This window comes from Mycobacterium syngnathidarum, from assembly GCF_001942625.1.
Lineage (GTDB): Bacteria > Actinomycetota > Actinomycetes > Mycobacteriales > Mycobacteriaceae > Mycobacterium > Mycobacterium syngnathidarum.
This window is the reverse complement of record NZ_MLCL01000061.1, coordinates 1-18,509: the sequence shown is the minus strand read 5'-3', so window position 1 is coordinate 18,509 and position 18,509 is coordinate 1. Positions and strand designations below refer to the sequence as shown.

Here is an 18,509-nt window from a genome sequence, read left to right as displayed (position 1 = left end):
CGCCTCCCGCGACGAGTCAGCTCGCGACGACCCAGATCGCCTCGGCCGCCGGATTGCCCAGCTCCACCTGTATTCCGGTGTCCGGGTTCGACGGATCGTCGGGTTCGCCCGGTCTTCCTACGGCCACCGAGATCACGCCGGCGAAATCACGTCGCGCGAGCACCCGTACCCGGGAATCGAGGGCGATGCCGACGCTGTCGAAGTAGCGCAGCATCTCCGGATCGGCATCCGAGATCCGGGCCACCGTGCCGGCTTCGCCGTCCTGGCACGCCGACAGCTGGCGGGCCGGAGGTGTGGGCACCTGGCCATCGGCGGCCGGGATCGGGTCGCCGTGTGGATCGCGGGTGGGGTGGCCCAGCTTGGCGTCGATGCGGTCGAGCATCAGGTCGGAGACCGCGTGCTCGAGGATCTCGGCTTCGTCGTGCACCTCGTCCCAGCCGTAGCCCAGCTCCTGGACCAGGAAGGTCTCCATCAGCCGGTGCCGGCGGACCATCGCCAGCGCCGCGCGCCGGCCCGCGTCGGTCAGCGTCACCGCGCCGTACTTCTCGTGATCGACCAGGCCCTGGTCGGCGAGCTTGCGAATCGATTCCGACGCCGTGGATGCCGACACGCCGATCCGCTCGGCCAGCAGTTTCGTGCTGACCTTCTCGCGAGACCACTCCTGGGCCGTCCAGATGACTTTCAGATAGTCCTGGGCAACCGTGGAGAGGTCTTGGTGGTTACCGTCGGGACTCACAGTAGGAAAGTTTAGGCAATCATCACCTGATCGGGGGATCTAGAGCAGACCGTGCCGCGTTCGGGTCGTAGGCTGAGTGCGTGCAGCGCTGGCGTGGGCAGGACGAGATCCCCACGGACTGGGGCAGGTGTGTAGTCACCATCGGGGTGTTCGACGGGGTTCACCGTGGACACGCGGAGTTGATCAGCCATGCGGTGAAAGCCGGGCGATCACGCGGAGTGCCGGTGGTCCTCATGACCTTCGACCCCCATCCGATGGAAGTGGTGTTTCCGGGGAGTCACCCGGCGCAGTTGACCACGCTCACCCGGCGTGCCGAGCTGGTCGAGGAACTCGGTGTCGACGTGTTCCTGGTCATGCCGTTCACCACGGATTTCATGAAGCTCACCCCGGAGCGCTACATCCACGAGTTGCTGGTGGAAGACCTGCACGTGGTCGAGGTCGTGGTGGGGGAGAACTTCACCTTCGGCAAGAAGGCAGCAGGCAACGTGGCGATGTTGCGCGCGGCCGGGGAGCGCTTCGGTTTTGCCGTCGAGAGCATGTCGCTGGTCACCGAGACGCTCGACGCCGAGCATCGCGACGAGCGGGTCACGTTCTCGTCGACATACATCCGTTCTTGCGTCGACGCCGGCGACATGGTGGCCGCCACCGAAGCCCTGGGCCGGCCGCATCGCGTCGAGGGCGTGGTGGTGCGCGGTGACGGGCGCGGCCGGGTATTGGGATTCCCGACGGCCAACGTGGCGCCGCCGATGTTCTCGGCGATTCCGGCCGACGGCGTCTACGCCGCCTGGTTCACGGTGTTGGGGCACGGCCCGGTGATGGGCACCGTGATCCCCGGCGAGCGATACGAGGCGGCGGTCTCTGTCGGCACCAATCCGACCTTCTCCGGGCGCACCCGCACGGTCGAGGCATTTGTGCTCGACACCGAGGCCGATCTGTACGGGCAGCATGTGGCGGTCGATTTCGTGGCCCGGATCCGGGGCATGGAGAAGTTCGACCGGGTCGAGGAGCTGGTCGCCGAGATGAAGCGCGACGCCGAGAAGGCCCGCACGATTCTGAGCTCGCACTAGCAAAGGCTGAATTCGTGGCTCGCCGCGGTGCTGCTAAACTTTTCGCCGATCCGGTGCATGCTGCAGTCCGCGGTGGCTGTGCCGAGAAAATGTTCGCGGGACTGAAATGATGGAGTTACTTTCGTGGCGCTTACTGCCGAGCAGAAAAAAGAAATCCTGAGCAGCTACGGTCTGCACGAGACCGACACCGGCTCGCCGGAGGCCCAGGTTGCCCTGCTGACCAAGCGGATCATCGATCTGACCGAGCACCTCAAGCAGCACAAGCACGACCACCACTCGCGTCGTGGCCTGTTGCTGCTCGTCGGCCGCCGTCGCCGGCTGCTGAAGTACGTCGCGCAGGTTGACGTGGCGCGTTACCGCTCGCTGATCGAGCGCCTCGGGCTGCGTCGCTGACGCGGCGTCGATGCCACCGTTTTCCGCGGCTGCCCCTCTCGGGGCAGCCGCGATACTTTTCATCGGCGGCCTGACCGCATGCTCGTCGGCCGCAGGCGCAGACATGAAGGCCGGGGACTGCCTGAAGATCAGCGGCACCTACGAGCGTCCGGACGCCACTCGGGCGGAGTGCGGCAGTGACGCCTCGAACTACAAGGTGATCTCGACGGTCACCGACAGCGACCAGTGCCCGGGCGACATCGATACCTACTACTCGGTGCGCAGTGCGTTCAGCGAGGAGACGCAGACGCTCTGTCTCGACGTCGACTGGCTCACCGGCGCCTGTATGAGCATCGATCCCGAGAACGACAAGGACCCCTACCGAGTGGACTGCGCGGATTCGTCTGCGCCACACCGGCAACGGGCCACCGAGGTCCTGCGCGGGGAATCGGACGTCGATCAGTGCGCCAGCGGGGTCGGTTACGCCTACCCGGAACGCCAGTTCACCGTGTGCGTCGAGGACGTGTCCTAGCTGGCACGGATGCCGATCGGGCCGTTGCTGCCGTGTAACATGAGGTCGTTCGGCGGGCGAAGTCTGCGCTGAACACAGGTGCGACACCCGCGGTCCGCGGGCGTTGTTCCTGCGAGTCATATCGGGCCCGCCTGGTCGGGCGGTCTTCGGTAGTGGCTGCCGGAACCCCGTTTGGCGGGGTCCATCCGGCCGCTTCGATCGACGGCCGTAGCCGTATCCAGGCCCCGTGGCCTATCGCCACCGTGACGACGCGAAACAGTTGAATGAATTCGAAAGAGGCCAACGGACTCTATGTCTGTAGTTGAACTTGAAGACGGTGTGTTCGAATCCACCGCAACCCTCGACAACGGGAGCTTCGGCACCCGCACCATCCGATTCGAGACCGGGCGGCTCGCGCAGCAGGCCGCCGGCTCCGTCGTCGCCTACCTCGACGACGAGACCATGCTGCTGAGCGCGACCACCGCCAGCAAGACGCCGAAGGACCACTTCGACTTCTTCCCGCTGACCATCGACGTCGAGGAGCGGATGTACGCCGCGGGCCGGATCCCCGGCTCCTTCTTTCGGCGCGAGGGCCGTCCGTCGACCGACGCGATCCTGACCTGCCGCCTGATCGATCGGCCGCTGCGCCCGTCCTTCGTCAGCGGTCTGCGCAACGAGATCCAGGTCGTGGTGACCGTGCTGAGCCTGGATCCCAAGGACCTGTACGACGTGCTGGCCATCAACGCCGCCTCGGCGTCCACGCAGATCTCCGGCCTGCCGTTCTCCGGGCCGGTCGGCGGCGTGCGAGTCGCCCTGATCTCCACCCCTGAAAACAAGGCAGGCCAATGGGTCGCCTTCCCGACCGTCGAGCAGCTGGAGAACGCTGTCTTCGACATGGTCGTCGCGGGCCGCAAGGTGGGCGACGACGTCGCGATCATGATGGTCGAGGCCGAAGCCACCGAGAACGTGATCGAGCTCGTCTCCGGCGGCGCCGGTGCGCCGACCGAGACTGTCGTGGCCGAGGGCCTGGAAGCCGCCAAGCCGTTCATCGCGGCGCTGTGCGACGCCCAGGCCGAGCTGGCCGAGAAGGCCGCCAAGGAGATCGCCGAGTACCCGCTGTTCCCCGACTACGAGGCAGACGTCTACGACGCCGTGGCCGCGGTGGCGACCGAGGCGCTGGCCGAGGCGCTGACCATCGCAGGCAAGCACGAGCGCGACGACCGCACCAACGAGATCAAGGTCGAGGTGCTCGATCGCCTGGGCGAGACCTACGCCGGCCGTGAGAAGGAAATCGGCGCGGCCTACCGCTCGCTGACCAAAAAGCTTGTGCGCCAGCGCATCCTGACCGACCACTTCCGTATCGACGGCCGTGGTGTCACCGACATCCGTGCCCTCTCGGCCGAAGTGGCCATCATCCCGCGGGCGCACGGAAGCGCGCTGTTCGAGCGCGGCGAGACCCAGATCATGGGTGTCACCACGCTGGACATGGTCAAGATGGCCCAGCAGATCGACTCGCTGGGACCCGAGACCAGCAAGCGCTACATGCATCACTACAACTTCCCGCCGTTCTCGACCGGTGAGACCGGCCGCGTGGGTTCGCCCAAGCGCCGCGAGATCGGCCACGGCGCGCTGGCCGAGCGGGCCCTGGTTCCCGTGCTGCCCAGCGTGGAGGAGTTCCCCTACGCCATCCGTCAGGTGTCCGAGGCCCTCGGCTCGAACGGTTCGACCTCGATGGGCTCGGTGTGTGCTTCGACGCTGTCGCTGCTGAACGCCGGTGTGCCGCTCAAGGCGCCGGTGGCCGGTATCGCGATGGGCCTGGTCTCCGACGAGGTGAACGGCGAGACCCGTTACGTGACGCTGACCGACATCCTCGGCGCCGAGGATGCTTTCGGCGACATGGACTTCAAGTGCGCAGGCACCAAGGACTTCGTCACTGCGCTGCAGCTCGACACCAAGCTCGACGGCATCCCGTCCAAGGTGCTGGCCGGTGCGCTGGCGCAGGCCAAGGACGCCCGCCTGACGATCCTGGACGTGATGGCCGAGGCCATCGACGCGCCGGACGAGATGAGCCCGTACGCCCCGCGGATCACCACCATCAAGGTTCCGGTGGACAAGATCGGTGAGGTCATCGGGCCCAAGGGCAAGATGATCAACTCGATCACCGAGGAGACCGGCGCCAACATCTCCATCGAGGACGACGGCACGGTGTTCGTCGGCGCCTCCAACGGCGAAGCGGCGCAGGCCGCGATCGACAAGATCAACGCCATCGCCAACCCGCAGCTGCCCAAGATCGGTGAGCGTTTCCTCGGCACCGTGGTCAAGACCACCGATTTCGGTGCGTTCGTGTCGCTGCTGCCCGGTCGTGACGGCCTGGTCCACATCTCGAAGCTGGGCCGCGGCAAGCGCATCGCCAAGGTCGAGGATGTGGTGAAGGTCGGCGACAAGCTGCGCGTCGAGATCGCCGACATCGACAACCGGGGCAAGATCTCGCTGGTGCTCGTCGACGAAGAGTCGGCGGAGAAGGCGGATCCGGCTGCCGACGGTGCCCCGGCTACCGCCGACGCCGCCGCTGCCGAGTCCTGATCACCTCAGCTCGACCCAAGGCGTCTGCACTGAACACCACACATGTCCGCCGGACAGATCTGCCCGGCGGACTCCGGGTGGTCACTGAGTACATCCCGTCGGTGCGTTCGGCGTCCGTCGGGGTCTGGGTGGGTGTCGGCTCCCGCGACGAAGGACGAAGCGTCGCGGGTGCCGCCCACTTCCTGGAGCACCTGCTGTTCAAGGCCACCCCGACGCGCAGCGCGGTCGACATCGCTCAGGCCGTCGATGCCGTCGGCGGTGAGTTGAACGCGTTCACCACGCGTGAGCACACCTGCTACTACGCACATGTGCTCGACACCGATCTGGAGCTCGCGGTCGACCTCGTGTCCGATGTGGTGCTGCGGGGTCGGTGCGCCACCGAGGATGTCGAGGTGGAGCGCGACGTCGTGCTCGAAGAGATCGCGATGCGCGACGACGATCCCGAGGACAGTCTCGGTGACGTCTTCCTCTCGGCGATGTTCGGCGACCATCCGGTGGGACGTCCGGTGATCGGGAGCGTCGAGTCGATCGAAACGATGACCCGTGCGCAATTGCATTCGTTTCACGTGCGTCGTTACACGCCGCAACGGATGATCGTGGCGGTGGCCGGCAACATCGACCACGATGTGGTGGTGTCGCTGGTTCGGCAGCATTTCGGTCCGAGATTGGAGGCCGGCCGCGCCGCGGTGTCTCCGCGCAAGGGCGCCGGACGCGTAGGCGGCAAACCGTCGCTGCTCATGATCGACCGCGACGGGGAGCAGTCCCATGTTTCGCTCGGGGTTCGCACGCCGGGCCGGCACTGGGAACATCGGTGGGCACTGTCGGTGCTCAACACCGCGCTCGGCGGTGGCCTGAGTTCGCGTCTGTTCCAACAGATTCGCGAGTCACGGGGCCTGGCCTACTCGGTGTACTCGACGGTGGACACGTTCGCCGACAGCGGGGCGCTCTCGGTGTACGCCGGTTGTCAGCCGGAACGGTTCGACGAAGTGGTCCGGGTGACCACCGATGTGTTGGAAGGCGTTGCCAGAGACGGCATCACCGCCGACGAGTGTCGTATCGCGAAGGGGTCGTTGCGTGGTGGCCTGGTGCTCGGGCTGGAGGATTCCGGATCACGTATGCACCGGATCGGTCGCAGCGAGCTCAACTACGGCGAACACCGGACCATCGATCACACGTTGGCCCAGATCGAGGCCGTCACGCTCGAAGAGGTCAACGCCGTCGCTCATCAGTTGCTGTCCCGTGACTACGGTGCCGCCGTGCTCGGCCCCTACCGATCCAAAAAGTCTCTGCCGCAACAACTTCAAACTATCGCCGGCTGACCCGCTACGCTGGGTCCGATGACCGGACTTTCACGGCGCAATGTTCTGATCGGTTCGCTTGTGGCGGCGGCCGCCGTCGGTGCCGGTGTGGGTAACGCCGCACCGGCTTTCGCGGCCCCGGTTGACGACGGGATCGCCGAACTGGAGCGTAGGAACAACGCCTTCGTCGGCTTGTACGCGTCCAATCTGGATTCCGGCCGCACCCTGACGCACCGTGCCGACGAGATGTTCGCGATGTGCTCGACGTTCAAGGCTTATGCGGCCGCGCGGGTGCTGCAGATGGCTGAGCACGGCGAGGTCTCACTGGACAATCGGGTGTTCATCGACCGTGAGGCGATCGTGCCGAACTCCCCGGTCACCGAGACCCGTGCCGGTGGCGAAATGGCATTGGCTCAGTTGTGTCAGGCGGCGCTTCAGCGCAGTGACAACACGGCGGCGAACCTGCTGCTGAAGACCATCGGCGGGCCCGCGGCTGTCACCGCTTTCGCCCGCAGCGTCGGCGATGAGCGCACCCGCCTGGACCGCTGGGAGGTCGAGTTGAACTCGGCGATTCCCGGGGACCCGAGGGATACCAGCACGCCTTCGGCGCTGGCGGTCGGATACCGCGCGGTGTTGGCGGGTGACGCGTTGAGCCCGCCGCGGCGCCGCCTGCTGGAGGACTGGATGCGGGCCAACCAGACCTCGAGCATGCGTTCCGGGCTTCCGGAGGGCTGGACCACCGCTGACAAGACCGGTAGCGGGGATTACGGCAGCACCAATGACGCCGGAATCGCTTTCGGTCCCGAGGGTCAGCGGTTGCTGTTGGTGATGATGACGCGATCGCAGGCCGACGACCCCAAGGCCGAGAACCTGCGACCGCTCATCGGTGAGCTGACAGCCCTGGTGCTGCCGTCGCTACTGTGAGTGTTCAGCGGGTTCGATTGCGGTCGAGCCGTTCTCGGTGCCTTGGATCGCGATCTGGCGGGCGCCGGCGGGGTTCTGCGACAACGGCACGCGCACGGTCAGGATGCCGCGCTCGTAACCGGCGGTGATGTTGTCCTCGTCGGCCTCGGCGGGCAGCGTCACCGTGCGCAGGAACGAGCCGTAGGAGAACTCCGACCGGGCGGTGGTGTCGGCGCGCTCCGAACGTTGGGCCTTCACCGTCAGCTGGCCGTCGGCCACGGTGATCTGAACATCGTTGCCGGGATCAATGCCGGGGATCTCGGCCCGCAGTTCGTAATGGTCTTCGGTGACCTCGTCCTCGATGCGCATGAGATTGCGCTCGAAGATGGGCCGCAGGCCGGCGAACGGGGTGATCCCGGCGAAGAACTCGGAGAGCTCGGGCAGCAGCGGGCGGGGCTGGTGCGCGACGGGCAGGTTGACCATGGGTGACTCCTCAGTCCTGGAACGTCGATCGGAGGAAAAGGCCTTGTAACGCTTGCCCTTTCGATCCAAGCACTCACGTGGAGCCACGGGTCGAATGCGCGGTGAACAGCTCGGGTACGCGCGGCTGCTAGGTGACCCGAAGTGAATCGTCGCGCTGCAGGACGAAGAAATAGGGTGCGCGGGAATTGCGCAGGTCCATCGCTCCGATCACGGCGTCGTCGGTCAGCCGCCGGAACACGTCGTTGATCGGCAGCTGGTCGTAGATCATCGTCGCGGTGTCGACGCCGCGGTAGCGCGTAGTGCGCAGCCTGGCCTTGGGCGCGCGGGTTTGCAGTACGGGTCGCAGGGCGGCGATGGGTGCCACCATCGACCGATTCCGAAGTAGTGGAACTTTGTTCGACACGGCGAGTCCGCCGAATGCCAGGGCCGGATTGAGGGCCCATAGTGATGCGCCGTCACCGGCGGGGAACAGCAGCGGGTGAACGGTTTCGCCGTCGACGAACTGTTTGCCCCACCAGCCGCTGGCCGCCAGCACGCCGTCCATCGGATGTCCGGTGGGCAACTCGGCCCCGTTCCAGGTACCGAGCATGAACTCCGGTTCGACGGCATCGGCCGCGTCGAACACGGTGAGCGCTTCACGCGTCGTCGTCGGGACGGTCGGAAACAACTGCTGCAGCATGGACGTCACCATACTTGACACGTGTCAAGTATGGGATTCGCCCCCGGGATGCGCATCGCCCGGCCGGAGCGGGCTCCAGCCGGGCGACGGTGGCGGGATCAGGCCAGGACCGTGGCCGGATCGGTGAACGGCAATCCGAGGTCGGCGCCGACCTGCTCGGAAAGCAGCGCACCTTCGTGCGTCGACAGGCCCTTGGCCAGCGCCGCGTCGTCTGCGCAAGCGGCCTTCCAGCCCTTGTCTGCCAACTTGAGCACGTACGGCATGGTGGCGTTGGTCAGCGCGAAGGTGGAGGTGCGCGGCACTGAGCCGGGCATGTTGGCCACGCAGTAGAAGACCGTGTCGTGGACGCTGAACGTCGGGTCATCGTGGGTGGTGGGCCGTGAATCCTCGAAGCAACCGCCCTGGTCGATGGCGATGTCGACCAGCACCGCGCCCGGCTTCATATGGGCGACAGTTGAATTGGTGACCAGCTTGGGTGCCTTGGCGCCCGGGATCAGCACCGCGCCGATCACCAGATCGGCCCTCTTCACGGCTTCCTCGAGCTCGAGTGAAGACGAGTAGCGGGTTTCGATGCCGGCGTTGGTCTCGTTGTCGATCTTGCGCAGTGTGTTGATGTTCAGGTCGAACACCGTGACGTGTGCGCCCATGCCCTTGGCGATGCGGGCGGCGTTGTAACCGGCGACGCCACCACCGATGACGACGACCTCGGCCGGGGCGACACCGGGGACGCCACCCATCAGCACGCCGCGGCCGCCTTGCGTGCGCATCAGGTGGTAGGAGCCGACCTGCGCGGACAGGCGCCCGGCGACCTCGCTCATCGGCGCCAGCAGCGGCAGCGAACCATCGGCGCTCTGCACCGTCTCATAGGCGATGGAGGTGGTGCCCGAGGCCAGCAAGGCGTCGGTGCATTCCCTGGATGCCGCCAGGTGCAGATAGGTGAACAGGGTCTGGCCCTTGCGCATCCGGGAGTACTCGGCCGCGATTGGTTCCTTGACCTTGAGGAGCAGTTCGGCCTCGGCCCAGACCTGGTCGGCGGTGGTCACGAGCTCGGCGCCGGCGGCCTTGAAGTCGTTGTCGGTGATGGCTGAGCCTTCGCCCGCTCCGGCCTGGATGATCACGTCGTGGCCGCGTCGGGTCAGCTCCGCCACGCCCGCCGGGGTGATGGCCACGCGGTACTCGTTGTTCTTGATCTCGGTCGGGATACCGACGAGCATGGTTGCTCCTTCAATGTTGGGATGCTGAGAACAATTGTGAAGAACCTTCGATAACTGATCAATATCTGCGATAAAAATTCGTTATGGTTACTGTGTGACTGAAGGATCATCAATCTTGCCGGGTCGTGGGGGTCGTTCACCGAAGGATGTTCGGCCCGAACTCGATGAGGTGGACCGTCGCATCCTGCTGGCGCTGCACGCCGATGCCCGCATGTCCAACAGCGCATTGGCCGACGCGGTCGGTATCGCCGCATCGACCTGCCACGGGCGAGTGCGCAGGCTCCAGGAGATCGGGGTGATCAGGGGCTTCTACACCGACATCGATCCGGCCGCGGTCGGGCTCAGTCTGCAGGCGATGATCTCGGTGAGCCTGCAGTCGAACGCGCGCGGAAAGATCCGGAACTTCATCGCCCATATCCGCACGCGGCCGCAGGTGATGGACGTGTATTTCCTGGCCGGCGGAGACGATTTCATCCTGCATGTGGCAGCACGCGACACCGAGGATCTGCGGGCATTCGTGGTCGAGAACCTCAATGCCGACGCCGACGTGGCGGGTACGCAGACTTCACTGATCTTCGAACACCTGCGCGGGGCGTCACCGCTGTAAGTTCACTGCGCGCGCAATACCAGCCCGTTGCCGTCGGTGCCGGACAGTTTCAGCTCGTCACCGTCGACAGCCGTCTGGACCGCGCCCTTGAGGACCCGCAGAACGGCCTGCTCGACCTCGGTGACCTCCGGCGGGCAGGCCATCCTCGTGGTGGTCAGCGGGCCGAAGTCGATGACCGCCGGCGACCCGGAAACGGTCGCGTGGCCGTTGATCCGGTTGCAACCCGTCGAACCGCTCACTGCTCCGTCCGCACCGATGGTCAAGGTGGGCTTGGATTGTTCGAGTGCCACCGAGGTGCTGATCGCCTGCGCCGACACCAGGCCGGTGACCTGCCACGTGGTGCCGGTGAGCGCACGGTCGGGGTCGACCACCTTCTTGTCCCGCAACGTGACGGTCGCGGCGTCGGTGTGCAACGTGAGGGTGTCGCCCGACAAGGACCAGGTCGGTTTGGCGTCGAAGAACTTCGAAACCCAGGCATCCGCGTCGCCCACCGGTGGCGGGCAGGCCATCATGGTCATGGCCAACTGGTTGGCGGTGATTCGGCCTCCCGACAGATCGGCGCTGCCCGAACCGTGGTTACAGCCGGCGAAGGTGCTGATCTGCGGTCCGTCGAAACCGATCGTCAGCGGTCCACCGCCGGGGATCTGGTCACCCTCCACCTGTTGGGAGATGAAGGTGCGCCCGTTGAGGTCGTCGGCGTCGGCGGTCGCGTTGTCAGAACACCCGAGGACGGCCAGCAGGGCGACGGCGAAAGGGACCAGCGGGATCAGACGCATGGCTCCACCCTAGGGACCAATATCCGTCCCGGTCACCGATGTCGGCAATCAGGCTGGATGACAGTCGGTTTCGTCGTCGCCGCCGTCAGTGAAGTAGCGCTGTGGATGGTGGTAGGTATTGGTGCGGGCTTGGCCCGTGTCGAGGAGTGGGGGCGGGATCCACTCGCATTGGCCACGGCTGTTGATGCGGGTCGTCCATTTTCCCGGGCCCACCAGACGTTGGTCAGGACCGCAACCAAGTGTCAGTTCATCAACATTGGTGCGTCCGCCTTGGGCGAAGTCTTGTTGGGCGTGATGTACCTGGCACTTGTTGCCGCACGCGGTACACCCTGGCCGGGTGCAGCCGCGTTCGCGTGCGAACAGCATCAAGCGCTGAGCCAGGGTGGCGATACGTCGTGTTCTGCCAAGGTAGAGCGGCATATTGGTGTGTTTGTCGTACACGGCCAGATAGTGCCAGGCGTGGGCAGCCAACCGGATCACATCGGGGATCGAGAGTTTGGTGCCGCCGGCGGTGATCGCGACCCCGGCGCCGGCCTCCAGCTCCTGCAGGGTGGTGGTCGCCACGATCGAGACAGGTAGCCCGTTGTATTGGCCGAGGCCGCCCGACATCAGCGCGCTGCGGACCAGGGCGAGCAGGGCGTCGTGAGTGCGTTGGGCTGGACTGCGGGTGTCGGCATCGATCTGATCTTGGGTGGGTGTGCCGCTGGTGCAGGGGTTCTCGTCGTCGGGGTTGCACATGCCCGGTGCCGCGGTTTTGGCGTTGACGGCTTCGAGGCCAGCGCGTAGTTCAGGGTTGATCCAGCCCGAGATGCGCGAGGATCCGTCGGGCTGTTGGTGGCCGATGACGATCCCGCGGCGTCGTGCGCACTGTTCGTCAGCGGGTTCAGGTCCGTCCTGGTTCAACAGATACAGCGCCTCGTTGACCGACTGCTGCAAGGTCTCGGGGGCGTTTTGGGCGGCGACGGCTACCAGCTTCTCTTCGAACCGGGCGCGGTTGGTCGCATCCACCCACTGTGGGCATTTGCGAAAGAACGATTCGAGGATCTCGATGTGTTCGGAGTTGACCCAACCACCGGCCTGGGCCGCTGCGGTCGCTGACCGCAACGGCGGCAGGGACTCCCCGGAGATCGACGTCCGGGGCGCGAAGTGCAGTGCGTCGCGGTAGCGGCGGCGCGCCTCGGTCCCTGACACCCGCAGCCGGATGCGCAGCGCCTCGGGCCAGGACTTCGCGCCGAGGCGGGCCGCTGTACCCTGCTCGGCGAGTGCGGTGATGGCGGGGTGCTCGATGGTGGGGATCAGGTTGCGGGCCTCCTGCAGGCCTGAGCACACGTCGAGCAACTCCGCGGCCGACAGGGCGGTGAAGGGTATCGACTGCAGGTCGGCGACCGCGGCCGCCAGTGCGGCGAGCTTGCCGGTTACCCCGCTGTCCATGCTTCGAACATTAGTTCGAGCATCTGACAGATCTGGCTGGTCTGATGCTGCAGTGACAAATGAGGTCAAAGTTTTCTCGGACCGCCCTCAATGTCGCTGACACTCCCGGGCAGTAGGCTCCCAACCATGCGAGTGGGTGTTCTCGGAGCAAAAGGCAAAGTCGGCGCGACCATGGTGCACGCGGTTGAATCCGCGGAAGATCTGACGTTGTCAGCCGGGGTCGACATGGGCGATCCGTTGACCATGCTCACCGATGCCAAGACCGACGTCGTCATCGACTTCACCCACCCCGATGTGGTGATGGACAACCTGAAGTTCCTCATCGACAACGGAATTCACGCCGTCGTCGGCACCACCGGATTCACCTGGGACCGCATCGAACAGGTGGAGGCCTGGCTCAAGGCAAAGCCCGAGTCCGCGGTGCTCATCGCGCCGAACTTCGCCATCGGTGCGGTGCTGTCCATGCACTTCGCCCAGCAGGCGGCGCGGTATTTCGAATCGGTCGAGATCATCGAACTGCACCATCCGCACAAGGCTGATGCGCCGTCGGGTACAGCCGCGCGCACCGCAAAGCTCATCGCCGAGGCGCGAAAAGGTATGCCGCCCAATCCGGATGCCACCAGCACCGGCCTCGAGGGGGCGCGGGGCGCCGACGTGGATGGCGTGCCGGTGCACTCGGTCCGGTTGGCCGGCCTGGTCGCTCACCAGGAGGTGCTGTTCGGCACCCAGGGGGAGACGCTGACGATCCGCCACGACAGCCTGGACCGGTCCTCGTTCGTGCCGGGCGTGCTGCTGGCCGTGCGCAAGATCAGCGAGCGGCCGGGTCTGACCATCGGCATTGAACCGCTGCTCGACCTGTCGTGAGTGACGGCGCGCGGTCGCTGCGCATCCAACTGGTGATCGGCTTCATGTGCCTGGCGCTGATCGTCTACTTCCTGATGCTGGGGCGCACCGCGTGGGTTTTCATCACTTCGGGCGAGCCGGCCGCGATCGGACTGGGCCTGGCGCTGCTGGTGTTCCCACTGATCGGTATCTGGGTGCTGGTCACCACCCTGCGGGCGGGCCTGGCGCACCAACGGCTGGCCCGTCTGGCCCGTGAGCAGGGCATGGAACTCGACGTCAGTGAGTTGCCCACCCGGCCATCGGGCCGCATCGAACGCGATGCGGCTGATGGGCTGTTCATGACGGTCAAGGCCGAACTGGAGGCCGACCCGGACAATTGGGTTCGCTGGTACCGACTGGCCCGCGCCTACGACTTCGCCGGTGACCGTGGCCGGGCCCGCGAAACCATGCGGACCGCTGTGCGGATGCAGGAGCAGCAGCCCTCATGACCAAGACGCTGCTCGTGGTGCACCACACGCCGTCTCCGGCGACGCGTGAGCTCCTGGAGGCAGTGCTGGCCGGGACCCACGATCCAGACATCTCCGGTGTCACGGTCGAATCGAAGCCCGCACTAGCTGCGACGGTCACCGACATGTTGGGTGCCGACGGCTATTTGTTCGGCACCACAGCCAATTTCGGCTACATGAGCGGCGCCCTGAAACATTTTTTCGATACGGTGTACTATCCGAGCCTCGACCACGTGGCCGGGCGCCCGTACGGGGTGTGGGTGCACGGCAACAATGACACCGTCGGTGCGGCAGGCGCGGTCGACAAGATCGTTGCGGGGCTGGCGTTGGTCAAAGCGGCTGGTGTACTTGAAGTTACGGGTGTGGTCGACGGCGGTGTCCGAGAGCGGGCCTACGAGCTGGGCGGCACCCTGGCCGCAACGCTGATGGAGTGATGGAGGGACGGAATGCCAGGAATCGCTGATCTCGCGCTGGGGGCGGCGCCCATCGCCGGCGGTGCTCTGCTGGGCGCGGCCGCAGGCAACCTCAAGCCACCGGACGTGCGCGGTTTGATCGCCAAGGATCTCGACCTGCTGGCCAAGATCCCTCCCGAGCAGACGGAGCGACGAGCACGGTTCCAGGCCAACATCGACCGGCGCATCGACGAGTTGATCGAGGCCGGCGACCGCACGCGCGAAATCCGTGAGGCCGCGATGTCCTACCGCGGCAACTGGCGCGACATCCTGGTGTTCGTCTGTGCGTTGCTGTTCACGTACATCTGGTGGAACGTCAGCCACAGCCGGCCCAACTGGACACTGACCTTCATCGTGATGATCATCGTTTCGGTGGCCGCGGCGATCTACGCGGGCCGCGGTATTGCCCGCGCGATCAACACCTACCTGCACCGAAACGACGACAAACCGCGGGCCTGATCCAACGTCAGCGGCGATGCATGCCCGGTGACGTCGGCGTGCGAAGTCGTGGAACGGTCAGGCGGGAGCCAAAGTAGCCCCGAACACCCGCTCGGTGTTCTCCCAGTGCCGCTGTGCGGCGTCCTCGTCGTATACCGCCGCATGATCGGGCACGGCGAATCCGTGCGCGGCGGGATAGAACTCGATGGTGTGCTCGATTGCCGCGCCCGACAGCGCGACCTCCAACCTCTTGCCGTCGTCCTCGGTGAAGGAGGCGTCGTTCTCGGCCGCGGCCACGTATACCGTCGCCTGGATCTTGTCGGCCAGCAGGTGCGGGCTGTCGGGATCGTCTTCGACGGCCAGCCTGCCGCCGTGGAACGAGAGCGCGGCAGCGACCCGCTCCGGGACGCGGGTCGCCACGATGAGGGAGGCGCGTCCGCCCATGCAGTAGCCGGTGGTGCCGAACTTATCGCCGGAGACGTCGGGCCGGGCGGCGAGGTAGTCGAAGAACGCCTCGGCGTCGGCGGCGATGATCTCCGGAGTGAGCGTGCCCATCAGCTCGAAGAGCTTTTTGCGCTGCTCCTGATCGGTGAACACGGTGTTGAGGTCGATGGGTCCCCATCCCGGGGTGCGGTAGTAGACGTCGGGCACCAGCACGACGTAGCCGAATCCAGCCAGCTTGGCCGCCATCTCTTCCATGGTGGGGCGCAGGCCGCCGGCATCGGGGAACAGCACGACTCCGGGCCAGGGGCCGTCTCCCTCGGGCTTGGCGACGGTGACGGGGCAGGTGCCATCGGGTGTGGTGATGGTGTCTGTGGTGGTCGGCATGGCTTCCGTTCTACTCCCCGCGACGGCACGTAAGCTGAGTGCGTGCCGATTCAGACGCCGTACGAGGACCTGTTACGGAAGGTGACCGAACAGGGGGTGGCGAAATCCGATCGCACCGGCACCGGCACCCGCAGCCTGTTCGGGCACCAGATGCGCTACGACCTGGCGGCCGGGTTTCCGTTGATCACCACCAAGAAGGTGCACACCAAATCGGTGATCTTTGAGCTGCTGTGGTTCCTGCGCGGTGATTCCAACGTGCGCTGGTTGCAGGATCACGGTGTCACAATCTGGGATGAATGGGCCAGTGAGACAGGCGATCTCGGCCCCGTCTACGGAGTGCAGTGGCGGTCGTGGCCGACGCCGTCCGGTGAGCACATCGACCAGATCTCCGGCGCTCTTGAGCTGCTCAAGCGTGATCCCGACTCGCGGCGCAACATCGTCTCGGCGTGGAACGTCGGCGAGATCCCGCAGATGGCGTTGCCGCCGTGCCACGCCTTCTTCCAGTTCTATGTGGCCGATCAGAAACTGTCCTGCCAGCTGTATCAGCGCAGCGCAGACCTCTTTCTGGGGGTGCCGTTCAACATCGCCAGTTACGCCCTGCTGACGCACATGATGGCTGCGCAGGCCGGCCTGGGGGTCGGTGAGTTCATCTGGACCGGCGGTGATTGCCACATCTATGACAACCACGTCGAGCAGGTGGCCCTGCAACTCGGCCGTGAACCTAGACCATATCCAGAACTCGTTCTGGCGCAACGTGACTCGATCTTCGATTACACCTATGAGGACATCGCCATCCTGAACTATGACCCGCACCCGGCAATCAAGGCGCCCGTCGCTGTATGACCGACAAGCACGTGAAGGGTGATCTTCGACGGCTGGCGCTGATCTGGGCGCAGTCGACTTCTGGCGTCATCGGCCGTGGCAATGGCATCCCGTGGCAGCTGCCCGAGGATCAGGCCAGGTTCAAGCAGCTCACACTCGGCCAGACGGTGGTGATGGGGAGGCTGACCTGGGAGTCGTTGCCTGCCAAGGTTCGTCCGTTGCCGGGGCGGCGCAACGTCGTCATCACCCGTGACGCCGGGTACATCGCTGACGGCGCTGAGGTGGTGACCGAATTCGGCGACGTCTTCCGGGGTTGGGTGATCGGTGGCGCACAGATCTATGCCCGGGCCCTGCCGTTCGCAGATCGTTGTGAGGTCACCGAAATCGACATCGACCTGCCACCCGTCGAGGGCGACGCGATGGCTCCGGAGCTCGACGACTCCTGGACCAAGGCCACGGGAGAGTGGCTCACCAGCAGCTCAGGTCTGCGGTACCGGTACTGCAGCTACGCCCGGGCTCGGTAGCCGGCCAGCCTGCGCACCTCGGAATCGGGGTCCGCTGCGGCCAGTTCGTCGATCTGCGTCTCCAGCTCGGTCACCACGGCAGGGTCGAGGCCTCCGGGGCCCATGGGCCCGATGAGATCGCTGAGCACGACGACCGCGTGGCGACGGATCAGCGGCTGGGCATGCGTGAGGCCGGGTCGCACACCCGCGAGATCGGCGAGGTCGAGGGTGCAGAAACCGCGGCCCGGCTGCAGTTCGTCTGCCACGGCCGCCGCGACGGCCGGATCGGCGAGCCCCGCGGCCAGCAGGGTGTAATCCAGCGGAGGGTGCCCGCGGCCGTGATCGCGGAACGAACGGTACGGCGCGGCGACCGCGGCCGACCTGCTACCAACTGGAACATCTTGGCGGGCAAGCACTTCCAATCCGACTCCCAGCCGCCCCAGGGCGGCAGCCACCCAGTCGTGGGCATTACGGCGCAGTGGCAAGGCGGCCCACAGGGCATCCAACACCCCGGGGGTCGTGACGTTCAGATCAGCCAGGAGCTTGGCACCCCGCCACGCGGTGTCGTGACGAGCGAGTGCGGCGATTGCGACGGGTACGGCGGCGTCCCCTGTATCCAGCAGCAGCTCACCGGCGCGTTCCGGTCCCAGATCTGTCGTGGGAGGGCCGGGGGCCAGACCCGCAGCCACCGCCAGCGCTGTGATGCGTTGCGGGACCGCCAGGTCGAGGATCGCCCGCTCGGCATCGGCCGCTGCGACATACTCGGGAAAATGGAGCCGTAGTTCATCCGCGGTCAGCGAGCGAACGAGAAGATCGGCGTCCTCGTCGTCGAGGTAGACCACCGCATCCTCGGGCAGCGTTCCGTCCGCGACGAGAGCGGTACGGGTACCTGCGGCGATAGTCAGCATCGACCGCGCGAACCGATCCCATTCCTGCTCCCACTGCGCGCGGGGCAGACCGGTCACCGCCGTGATCAGCTGCTCGCCCCAGCCCGAATCCGTCTCGCCCCACTCATAGTCCTGGTACTCCCAGTCCGGCGGGCTGAACCGGCAATCGGGATCCGCGACCGATTCCTCGGTGGCCAGCGCCAGGCTGGGTAGATAGATCACCCCGGTGGTCTCGGCATAGAACGCACTGAACGCCACGGCATACGGGGTCTCGGACGTGGCCGCCTGGACCATCGTGCGAACCGCGCTCGAAGCGGCCAGGGTCAATTCGGTCTCGAACGCATCCCACTCGAACGCCACGGCGACCAGTATGGCTCCAATCCGCTCCGCTACTTGTCGGTGCTCTCGCTCCAATCCGCTCCGCTACTTGTCGGTGCCCTAGGTGTTCTTCACGGGTAGGTTGTGAACGCGTAGGCGCTCGATTGGTGTCATTCCGCCGATGCCGGTGTGGGGTCGGTGGTGATTGTAGTGATGCAGCCAGTGCTGGTAGGTTCCGGCGCGTTCGGCCTC

22 protein-coding genes are annotated in these 18,509 nt (G+C 65.9%); 13 read left to right on the top strand and 9 right to left on the bottom strand.

Annotation, left to right across the window (positions count from 1 at the left end; all coding sequences use genetic code 11):
* Positions 1–16: 16 nt before the first annotated feature.
* On the bottom strand, positions 17–736 hold the full coding sequence (gene mntR / locus BKG60_RS15095; protein WP_070188019.1) for a manganese-binding transcriptional regulator MntR: 720 nt from the start codon (positions 734–736) through the stop codon (positions 17–19).
* A gap of 80 nt (positions 737–816) precedes the next feature.
* On the opposite strand from mntR, the gene BKG60_RS15090 reads away from it, so the two are divergent.
* The 6 genes from BKG60_RS15090 to bla all read left to right on the top strand — a co-directional run bounded on the left by BKG60_RS15090 (position 817) and on the right by bla (position 7,491).
* Complete coding sequence (locus tag BKG60_RS15090) at positions 817–1,803, top strand: bifunctional riboflavin kinase/FAD synthetase (protein ID WP_070188020.1); 987 nt, start codon at positions 817–819, stop codon at positions 1,801–1,803.
* A gap of 123 nt (positions 1,804–1,926) precedes the next feature.
* Positions 1,927–2,196 carry a 30S ribosomal protein S15 gene (rpsO, locus tag BKG60_RS15085; RefSeq protein WP_070188021.1) on the top strand — a complete coding sequence of 90 codons (270 nt, stop codon included), beginning with the start codon at positions 1,927–1,929 and terminating at the stop codon, positions 2,194–2,196.
* 10 nt (positions 2,197–2,206) lie between these two features.
* A complete protein-coding gene (gene lppU / locus BKG60_RS15080; protein ID WP_423226855.1) occupies positions 2,207–2,707 on the top strand; it encodes an LppU family putative lipoprotein in 501 nt (166 codons plus the stop codon).
* A 291-nt stretch (positions 2,708–2,998) separates the two neighbouring features.
* Positions 2,999–5,269 (top strand): polyribonucleotide nucleotidyltransferase, encoded by a 2,271-nt coding sequence (locus tag BKG60_RS15075; RefSeq protein WP_075909733.1) that lies wholly within the window; start codon positions 2,999–3,001, stop codon positions 5,267–5,269.
* 29 nt (positions 5,270–5,298) lie between these two features.
* Positions 5,299–6,588 carry a M16 family metallopeptidase gene (locus tag BKG60_RS15070; RefSeq protein WP_075909732.1) on the top strand — a complete coding sequence of 430 codons (1,290 nt, stop codon included), beginning with the start codon at positions 5,299–5,301 and terminating at the stop codon, positions 6,586–6,588.
* A gap of 18 nt (positions 6,589–6,606) precedes the next feature.
* A complete protein-coding gene (bla, locus tag BKG60_RS15065; RefSeq protein WP_075909731.1) occupies positions 6,607–7,491 on the top strand; it encodes a class A beta-lactamase in 885 nt (294 codons plus the stop codon).
* Here the strand turns inward: bla and BKG60_RS15060 are convergent.
* The 3 genes from BKG60_RS15060 to ald all read right to left on the bottom strand — a co-directional run bounded on the left by BKG60_RS15060 (position 7,483) and on the right by ald (position 9,846).
* On the bottom strand, positions 7,483–7,953 hold the full coding sequence (locus BKG60_RS15060) for an Hsp20/alpha crystallin family protein (RefSeq protein ID WP_075909730.1): 471 nt from the start codon (positions 7,951–7,953) through the stop codon (positions 7,483–7,485). The genes bla and BKG60_RS15060 overlap by 9 nt on opposite strands.
* A 127-nt stretch (positions 7,954–8,080) precedes the next feature.
* A complete protein-coding gene (locus tag BKG60_RS15055; protein ID WP_070186393.1) occupies positions 8,081–8,632 on the bottom strand; it encodes a DUF4334 domain-containing protein in 552 nt (183 codons plus the stop codon).
* Between the two features lie 98 nt (positions 8,633–8,730).
* Entirely contained in the window at positions 8,731–9,846 is a 1,116-nt protein-coding gene (gene ald / locus BKG60_RS15050) for an alanine dehydrogenase (protein ID WP_070186381.1), read from the bottom strand.
* A gap of 94 nt (positions 9,847–9,940) precedes the next feature.
* Between ald and aldR the strand changes: the two genes are divergently transcribed.
* Positions 9,941–10,453, top strand: coding sequence for an HTH-type transcriptional regulator AldR (aldR, locus tag BKG60_RS15045; RefSeq protein ID WP_070186382.1), 513 nt, complete (start codon positions 9,941–9,943; stop codon positions 10,451–10,453).
* A gap of 2 nt (positions 10,454–10,455) precedes the next feature.
* Here the strand turns inward: aldR and BKG60_RS15040 are convergent, their stop codons facing one another.
* Positions 10,456–11,229 carry an META domain-containing protein gene (locus BKG60_RS15040; RefSeq protein WP_120764928.1) on the bottom strand — a complete coding sequence of 258 codons (774 nt, stop codon included), beginning with the start codon at positions 11,227–11,229 and terminating at the stop codon, positions 10,456–10,458.
* A gap of 48 nt (positions 11,230–11,277) precedes the next feature.
* On the bottom strand, positions 11,278–12,660 hold the full coding sequence (locus BKG60_RS15035) for an HNH endonuclease signature motif containing protein (protein WP_075909729.1): 1,383 nt from the start codon (positions 12,658–12,660) through the stop codon (positions 11,278–11,280).
* 126 nt (positions 12,661–12,786) lie between these two features.
* Here BKG60_RS15035 and dapB point away from each other — a divergent pair, with 126 nt between their 5' ends.
* The 4 genes from dapB to BKG60_RS15015 are packed head-to-tail and all read left to right on the top strand — an operon-like array spanning position 12,787 to position 14,920.
* Positions 12,787–13,524, top strand: a complete 738-nt coding sequence (dapB, locus tag BKG60_RS15030; protein ID WP_075909728.1) for a 4-hydroxy-tetrahydrodipicolinate reductase — start codon at positions 12,787–12,789, stop codon at positions 13,522–13,524.
* Positions 13,521–13,991, top strand: coding sequence for a hypothetical protein (locus tag BKG60_RS15025; RefSeq protein WP_075909727.1), 471 nt, complete (start codon positions 13,521–13,523; stop codon positions 13,989–13,991). The genes dapB and BKG60_RS15025 overlap by 4 nt, the downstream gene beginning before the upstream one ends.
* Complete coding sequence (locus tag BKG60_RS15020) at positions 13,988–14,443, top strand: flavodoxin family protein (RefSeq protein ID WP_075909726.1); 456 nt, start codon at positions 13,988–13,990, stop codon at positions 14,441–14,443. Before BKG60_RS15025 ends, BKG60_RS15020 begins: the two co-directional genes overlap by 4 nt.
* A gap of 12 nt (positions 14,444–14,455) precedes the next feature.
* Entirely contained in the window at positions 14,456–14,920 is a 465-nt protein-coding gene (locus BKG60_RS15015; protein ID WP_075909725.1) for a hypothetical protein, read from the top strand.
* Positions 14,921–14,977: 57 nt separating this feature from the next.
* On the opposite strand, the gene BKG60_RS15010 is transcribed toward BKG60_RS15015, so the two are convergent.
* Entirely contained in the window at positions 14,978–15,727 is a 750-nt protein-coding gene (locus BKG60_RS15010) for a dienelactone hydrolase family protein (protein WP_075909724.1), read from the bottom strand.
* A 42-nt stretch (positions 15,728–15,769) separates the two neighbouring features.
* Between BKG60_RS15010 and BKG60_RS15005 the strand changes: the two genes are divergently transcribed.
* The gene (locus BKG60_RS15005; protein WP_075909723.1) at positions 15,770–16,570 is read left to right on the top strand and encodes a thymidylate synthase; all 801 of its coding nucleotides are present in this window, start codon (positions 15,770–15,772) and stop codon (positions 16,568–16,570) included.
* A complete protein-coding gene (locus BKG60_RS15000) occupies positions 16,567–17,073 on the top strand; it encodes a dihydrofolate reductase (protein WP_070944050.1) in 507 nt (168 codons plus the stop codon). The genes BKG60_RS15005 and BKG60_RS15000 overlap by 4 nt, the downstream gene beginning before the upstream one ends.
* Here the strand turns inward: BKG60_RS15000 and BKG60_RS14995 are convergent.
* Positions 17,055–18,299 (bottom strand): DUF4303 domain-containing protein, encoded by a 1,245-nt coding sequence (locus tag BKG60_RS14995; protein ID WP_075909722.1) that lies wholly within the window; start codon positions 18,297–18,299, stop codon positions 17,055–17,057. The two genes, BKG60_RS15000 and BKG60_RS14995, sit on opposite strands and share 19 nt — an antisense overlap.
* 78 nt (positions 18,300–18,377) lie before the next feature.
* Positions 18,378–18,509: integrase core domain-containing protein (locus BKG60_RS14990; RefSeq protein ID WP_138746402.1), on the bottom strand; the 132-nt coding region annotated here is incomplete at its 5' end.

Coding starts and splice junctions, on each gene's coding strand:
- BKG60_RS15035 (WP_075909729.1), bottom strand. CDS start 12,660: ATGGACAGCGGGGTAACCGGCAAGCTCGCCGCACTGGCGGCCGCGGTC.
- BKG60_RS15000 (WP_070944050.1), top strand. CDS start 16,567: ATGACCGACAAGCACGTGAAGGGTGATCTTCGACGGCTGGCGCTGATC.
- ald (WP_070186381.1), bottom strand. CDS start 9,846: ATGCTCGTCGGTATCCCGACCGAGATCAAGAACAACGAGTACCGCGTG.
- BKG60_RS15075 (WP_075909733.1), top strand. CDS start 2,999: ATGTCTGTAGTTGAACTTGAAGACGGTGTGTTCGAATCCACCGCAACC.
- BKG60_RS15020 (WP_075909726.1), top strand. CDS start 13,988: ATGACCAAGACGCTGCTCGTGGTGCACCACACGCCGTCTCCGGCGACG.
- BKG60_RS15060 (WP_075909730.1), bottom strand. CDS start 7,953: ATGGTCAACCTGCCCGTCGCGCACCAGCCCCGCCCGCTGCTGCCCGAG.
- BKG60_RS15015 (WP_075909725.1), top strand. CDS start 14,456: ATGCCAGGAATCGCTGATCTCGCGCTGGGGGCGGCGCCCATCGCCGGC.
- BKG60_RS15040 (WP_120764928.1), bottom strand. CDS start 11,229: ATGCGTCTGATCCCGCTGGTCCCTTTCGCCGTCGCCCTGCTGGCCGTC.
- bla (WP_075909731.1), top strand. CDS start 6,607: ATGACCGGACTTTCACGGCGCAATGTTCTGATCGGTTCGCTTGTGGCG.
- BKG60_RS15010 (WP_075909724.1), bottom strand. CDS start 15,727: ATGCCGACCACCACAGACACCATCACCACACCCGATGGCACCTGCCCC.
- BKG60_RS15055 (WP_070186393.1), bottom strand. CDS start 8,632: ATGCTGCAGCAGTTGTTTCCGACCGTCCCGACGACGACGCGTGAAGCG.
- dapB (WP_075909728.1), top strand. CDS start 12,787: ATGCGAGTGGGTGTTCTCGGAGCAAAAGGCAAAGTCGGCGCGACCATG.
- lppU (WP_423226855.1), top strand. CDS start 2,207: ATGCCACCGTTTTCCGCGGCTGCCCCTCTCGGGGCAGCCGCGATACTT.